Raw genomic sequence first — 5715 nt, forward strand, 5'->3', positions numbered from 1 at the left:
TATTTTAGTGGAATCTTGACCATTGTGATGTACAATGCCGCAAGTGGTATATTCCAAGCAGTAGGGGATAGCAAACGCCCACTCTATTTCCTAATTGTTTCTTCTATAACAAATGTGGTTTTAGACTTATTATTTGTTGTTGTTTTCAAAATGGGGATAGGTGGAGCAGCACTGGCTACTGTTATTGCACAGGCTGTAAGTGCTATTTTGGCCTTTCGTCATCTGATGCGTACACAAGATGTATACAAAGTAAGCTTCAAAAAGCTTGCCGTACACTTTGATATGCTCAAACAGATTTTACAAATGGGAATACCTTCTGGCGTTCAAAACTCGGTTATTGCACTTGCCAATATTGTTGTACAATCCAACATCAACTCTTTTGATGCTGTGGCGGTAGCAGGATGTGGTTCTTACTCTAAAATTGAAGGCTTTGTATTTATTCCAATTACGAGTTTTGCCATGTCTATGACAGTCTTTATTGGACAAAATCTTGGAGCAGGAAAATTTGAACGTGCAAAAAAAGGGACTTATTTTGGAATAGGTGTATCCACCTTATTAGCAGAAACCATAGGTATACTTTTCTTCATTAATGCACCTCATTTAATAGCGCTATTTAATAGAGATCCAGAAGTTATTGCTTATGGTACACTTCAAGCACGTACCATTGCACTCTTCTTCTTCCTACTTGCCTTTTCACACTGTGTGGCAGGGATCTTAAGAGGGGCAGGCAAGTCGATTGTACCGATGCTTGTCATGCTTGTATGTTGGTGCGTTATCAGAGTGCTCTATGTAACGATTGCTACGTCTATTGTACATGATATACAAGTCATCTTTTGGGCGTATCCACTCACTTGGTCCCTTAGTTCTTGCTTCTTCTTGGTTTATTATCTGAAGGGGAATTGGATTCATACTTTCAAGAAGCATGAAAGTGAGAACGAAGAGGCACAAGTCCTTAACTAAAGCAGTCTATAATAGACTAAGTTTAAACCACTAGCTATGCTGGGCGAATAGGATGCCTTTATTAATCATAAAAATTCTGATAAAATAGTGATTATAAGGCAATCTAGAAAATAGCAATAGAGGTGAAGAAATGAAGTATCCTTATGGTGATTACGTGAGCCTGTTTAAAGCGTTAGCAGATGAGACAAGGCTTAAAATTATACAAATGCTTTTGGGTGGCGAACTTTGTGCATGTAATATTTTGGAGGCCTTCCAGATTACTCAACCTACGTTGTCGTATCATATGAAAATTTTAACAGAGTGTGGGTTAGTAAAAGGTGTGAAAAATGGCTCTTGGATGATCTATACGGTCAATAGTGAACGGCTAGCAATGGTCAAAGATATTTGTGAAGATGTAGGTGAAAAATAGGCATAATTCTATGCCTATTTTTATTTTATCTAGAATAAAGCTGTTCTATTATTCATATTGACAGTTATCTATATGAATGATAATCTTGATATAGATAAATATCTATATGCTTTAAAGGTATAGAAGATAAGGAGGGGGGAGAGGTATTTTCTAAGCTTAGATAGGCTAGCAATATAAAATATAAATCAATGTGGAGATAAAATGAAAAAGATAGATTTAACAAAGGGAAATGTATTCAGTGTACTTACGGCACTCGCACTACCTATTATGGGTGGGTCTTTGTTGCAGTTTGCCTATAACTTAGTGGATATGCTGTGGGTAGGAAGATTAGGGACAAATGCTGTTGCGAGTATTGGTTCTTCTAGCTTCTTTATAGGGCTAGGTTATTCTATTAATGCTATGGTCGTTATTGGTGGAGGAATAAAAGTAGCTCATGCCGTAGGTAAACAGAATGAACATGAAACAAAGGCATATATCAACGCAAGTCTAGTACTTAATTCTATACTAGGTTTACTGTATGCAATCCTACTTATTTTTGCAGGAAAAAGCTTTATTAACTTTTTGCAACTGGGGAATCCAAATGTCGAACAGAATGCTTACCTTTATTTAGCCTATAGTGCGCCCATGTTGTTCTTTGCATTCTTTAATTTATTGTTTACGAGACTTTTGGGCAGCTTTGGCAATAACAAAGAAGCCTTTAAGATTAGTGCCATAGGTATTGTGATTAACATTATTTTGGATCCGATCTTAATTTATGGACTCAAAATGGGTGTTTTAGGAGCAGCTGTTGCAACCCTTATTGCAAATATTGTTATGTTTTTGTTATTCCTATATAAGGGTAAAAAAGTCTTATTTTTTGATAGAGCAGTAGGAATAGAGTATGAAAAAGTTCTTGAGGTCATGAGACTAGGATTCCCTATGTCATTCCAGAGAATACTTTTTACGTTAGTGAACATTATACTGGCTAGAATCATAGCAGTATTTGGGTCAGATGCCATAGCAGCTCAAAAGGTTGGTCTACAAATTGAATCTATAACCTATATGGTCATTGGAGGACTAAATGGAGCGGTATCAAGCTTTACAGGCCAAAATTTTGGAGCTAAGAAATATGAGCGGATCCATGGGGGATATCGAACAGCAATTGGGATAGGTGGTACCTATGCTCTGATAACGACGGTCATCTTTTTACTTATTCCAATACCTATTGTTAAACTCTTTATTCATGAACCGACAACTATAGAGATTGCGAGTAGTTATTTGCGTATTATCGCTTTTTCACAGGTATTTAGTGCCCTTGAGATGATTACGAATGGGTTGTTTACAGGGATAGGGATGCCTAAGGTATCAGCCAATATTAGTATTATATTTACTGTATTGCGTATTCCGATGGCACTTTTACTTATTCAAATGTTAGGGGTAAATGGTATATGGTGGAGTATTACACTATCTAGTTTATTAAAAGGCACAGTAGCTTACTTATACTACAAAATGAAAGTTCAGGAGAAATACAAACATGATCAAGCAAATCCAACAAGTATTTAGCGGGAAAGAATTAATGAAAGGTAACTTTGGAATAGAAAGAGAAGGCCTTAGATGTGATCAAGAAGGGCAGTTAGCTAGGACACCTCATCCTAAAGTTTTTGGTGAAAAGTTATTTAATCCTTATATTACAACTGACTTTTCAGAAAGTCAGGTTGAACTTATTACACCAGTATTTCAATCCATAGAAGAAACGCATAAGTTTTTAGAAGGGCTTTATGATATTACCGCTATGGAAATTGAGCAAGAGTATATATGGCCACAATCTATGCCATGCATTATTCCAGAGGACAAGGACATACCTATAGCAACTTTTTGTGGATGTGAACCAGGCAAAGAGGCACATAATTATCGTAAAAAATTATTAGCTAAATATGGAGGAAAAAAACAACTTCTATCAGGAATTCATTACAACTTTTCCTTTGATGAAGATTTGATTAAAGCACTTTATGAAGGCAATGAACAAGAGCAGGATTATATAACTTTCAGAAATGGCATCTATCTCAAGGTTGCTAGAAACTACTTAAGATATAGATGGCTACTTATCTATTTATTAGGTAGTACAAGTATTATGCATGAAAGTTATGTAGAAGAATGTGTCAAACAGTTAGATGAAGTTCGTGATGAAGCTTATTCAAATAAGGGCGCATTATCCTACCGCAATAGTGAATGTGGCTATGCCAATCAAGTGGAGCTGTTTCCAAGTTATGATAGCGTAGATAAGTATGTTGAGAGTATAGAGCAATTTATAAAGCAAGGGTTCATAGAAAGTCCAAAGGAACTTTATAGTCAAATTAGGCTTAAGGCTTATGATAACAGTCAGTTCTTTTCATCATTACAAGACAAAGGGGTTTTCTATCTGGAATATAGGAGCATAGATATTAATCCATTTGATAAGGCTGGAATCAAGTTGGAAGACCTCTACTTTATGCATTTATTTAATTTGTTCCTTCTCTTAAAGGAGGAAAATGATTATACAGATTGGCAAGAAGAAGCCCTTCAAAATCAAAGGCGTATAGCTAGATTTGGACAAAGAAATATCACACTTCTAAAAGACGGAGAAGAAATAAGTAAGGAAATCTGGGGACTTGAAATACTTGAAGAAATGAAAACAATGAATGCTAGGTTTGGTCTTGAAAAAGAAGGTGTACTAGAACATATGACAGAAAAGATTAGAAGTTATAAGCTTACCTATGCTTATAAGATTATGAAAGAAGTAAAGAAACAAGGCTATATAGAGGCGCACTTAAACTTAGCTAAGCAGTATAAGCAAGAAGCTTATCATAAGAGATATAGGTTAAATGGATATGAGGATATGGAACTTTCCACGCAGATTCTAATGAAAGAAGCCATCAAAAGAGGTATTAAAGTAGAAATCCTAGATAGAAGTGAAAACTTCATTTGTCTTGAAAAGGGTGAAAACATTCAATATGTTAGACAAGCAACCAAAACATCTAAAGATGATTACATAACAGTACTAATCATGGAGAATAAGGCAGTCACTAAAAAAGTACTTGATAAACAGGGGATTACAGTGCCTCAAGGAAAAAGCTTCAATAAGAAAGAAGAAGCGATACAAGCAATGCAGTATTTTGTGGGGCAGCCTATTGTAGTGAAACCTAAGTCAACAAATTTTGGCGTAGGAATTAGCATTTTTCCAGAAGGTGCTAATAAAGCAGATTTAACAAAGGCTATAGAGATAGCTTTTGAACATGACCAGACAATAATGATTGAAGAGTTTATAAATGGAAAAGAATATCGATTTTTAGTAGTAGATGACCAAGTTTTAGGAATCTTACATCGTGTACCAGCTAATGTGATTGGAGATGGGGAACATTCTATCAAAGAACTTGTTGAAGTAAAAAATGAGGATTCACTTAGAGGAAAAGGATATAGAACACCACTAGAAAAAATCAATCTAGATGAAAGTGCTAAGTTGTTTTTAAAACACAAGAACATGAGTATAGATACAATTCCTAGCAAGAATGAGATCGTATACCTAAGAGAAAACTCTAACATTAGTACAGGTGGAGATAGCATTGACTATACAGATCGTATACCAAGCATCTTTAAGGAAACAGCTATACAAGCAGCGCAGGCTGTAGGGGCTAAAATATGTGGTGTAGATATGATGATAGAAGATTACACAGACCAAGAGTCTAGATATGCTGTTATAGAGCTGAACTTTAATCCGGCGATTCATATTCATTGTTATCCGTATAAGGGAAAAGAACGAAAAATAGCAGATAGTCTATTAGCTTTATTAGGGTATTAACTTATAATGATGTTAGTTTAGAACGTTATTAAAATAGAAAAGAATACAAAGAATGGTTTGATAAAAAGGAGAGTATAAACAGATGAATAAACTAAAAGTAGCGTTTGTATGTGTGCACAATTCTTGTAGATCTCAAATGGCGGAAGCTTTAGGAAAACATTTGGCTTCAGATTTATTTGAAAGTTATTCAGCAGGTACAGAGCTTAGACCACAGATTAATCAAGATGCGGTAAGAATTATTAAGGCATTACACAATATCGATATGAATGAAACACATAAGAGTAAATTATTAAATGACATTCCAGAAGTAGATGTAGTCATTACAATGGGATGTAATGTAGCTTGTCCCTCATTACCATGTAAACATAGAGAAGATTGGGGACTTGAAGACCCGTCAGGAAAAGCAGACGAAGCATTTATTAAGACAGCTAGGCTTATTGAAGAAAAGGTGATTGACCTTAGCGAACGTATTCGTAAAGGTGAATTAATTAAATAGTATTGTCTAAAATGTGCCTACAATGAGATATTTTCA

General features: G+C 35.2%; 5 protein-coding genes. All 5 read left to right on the forward strand.

Translation table 11 applies throughout. The annotated features are described in order from the left end of the window. A partial coding sequence (locus RRY75_RS13665) for an MATE family efflux transporter (protein ID WP_332717289.1) occupies positions 1 to 960 on the forward strand: 960 nt, incomplete at its 5' end. Positions 961 to 1090: 130 nt separating this feature from the next. Then, the gene (locus RRY75_RS13670) at positions 1091 to 1369 is read left to right on the forward strand and encodes an ArsR/SmtB family transcription factor (protein ID WP_332494549.1); all 279 of its coding nucleotides are present in this window, start codon (positions 1091 to 1093) and stop codon (positions 1367 to 1369) included. A 201-nt stretch (positions 1370 to 1570) separates the two neighbouring features. After that, positions 1571 to 2911 carry an MATE family efflux transporter gene (locus tag RRY75_RS13675; protein ID WP_332527983.1) on the forward strand — a complete coding sequence of 447 codons (1341 nt, stop codon included), beginning with the start codon at positions 1571 to 1573 and terminating at the stop codon, positions 2909 to 2911. Beyond that, positions 2883 to 5183: a bifunctional glutamate--cysteine ligase GshA/glutathione synthetase GshB gene (gene gshAB / locus RRY75_RS13680; protein WP_332528719.1), complete on the forward strand. Its 2301-nt coding sequence runs from the start codon at positions 2883 to 2885 to the stop codon at positions 5181 to 5183. Before RRY75_RS13675 ends, gshAB begins: the two co-directional genes overlap by 29 nt. Before the next feature lie 82 nt (positions 5184 to 5265). Then, positions 5266 to 5679, forward strand: coding sequence for an arsenate reductase ArsC (locus tag RRY75_RS13685; RefSeq protein ID WP_332527980.1), 414 nt, complete (start codon positions 5266 to 5268; stop codon positions 5677 to 5679). Positions 5680 to 5715: the final 36 nt, after the last annotated feature.

Origin of the sequence: Niameybacter sp. (genome assembly GCF_036655075.1) — a bacterium.
GTDB lineage: Bacteria > Bacillota > Clostridia > Lachnospirales > Cellulosilyticaceae > Holtiella.

Excerpts from the sequence above, each read along its gene's own strand:
- RRY75_RS13685 (WP_332527980.1), top strand. The coding sequence starts at position 5,266 with ATGAATAAACTAAAAGTAGCGTTTGTATGTGTGCACAATTCTTGTAGA.
- gshAB (WP_332528719.1), top strand. The coding sequence starts at position 2,883 with ATGATCAAGCAAATCCAACAAGTATTTAGCGGGAAAGAATTAATGAAA.
- RRY75_RS13675 (WP_332527983.1), top strand. The coding sequence starts at position 1,571 with ATGAAAAAGATAGATTTAACAAAGGGAAATGTATTCAGTGTACTTACG.
- RRY75_RS13670 (WP_332494549.1), top strand. The coding sequence starts at position 1,091 with ATGAAGTATCCTTATGGTGATTACGTGAGCCTGTTTAAAGCGTTAGCA.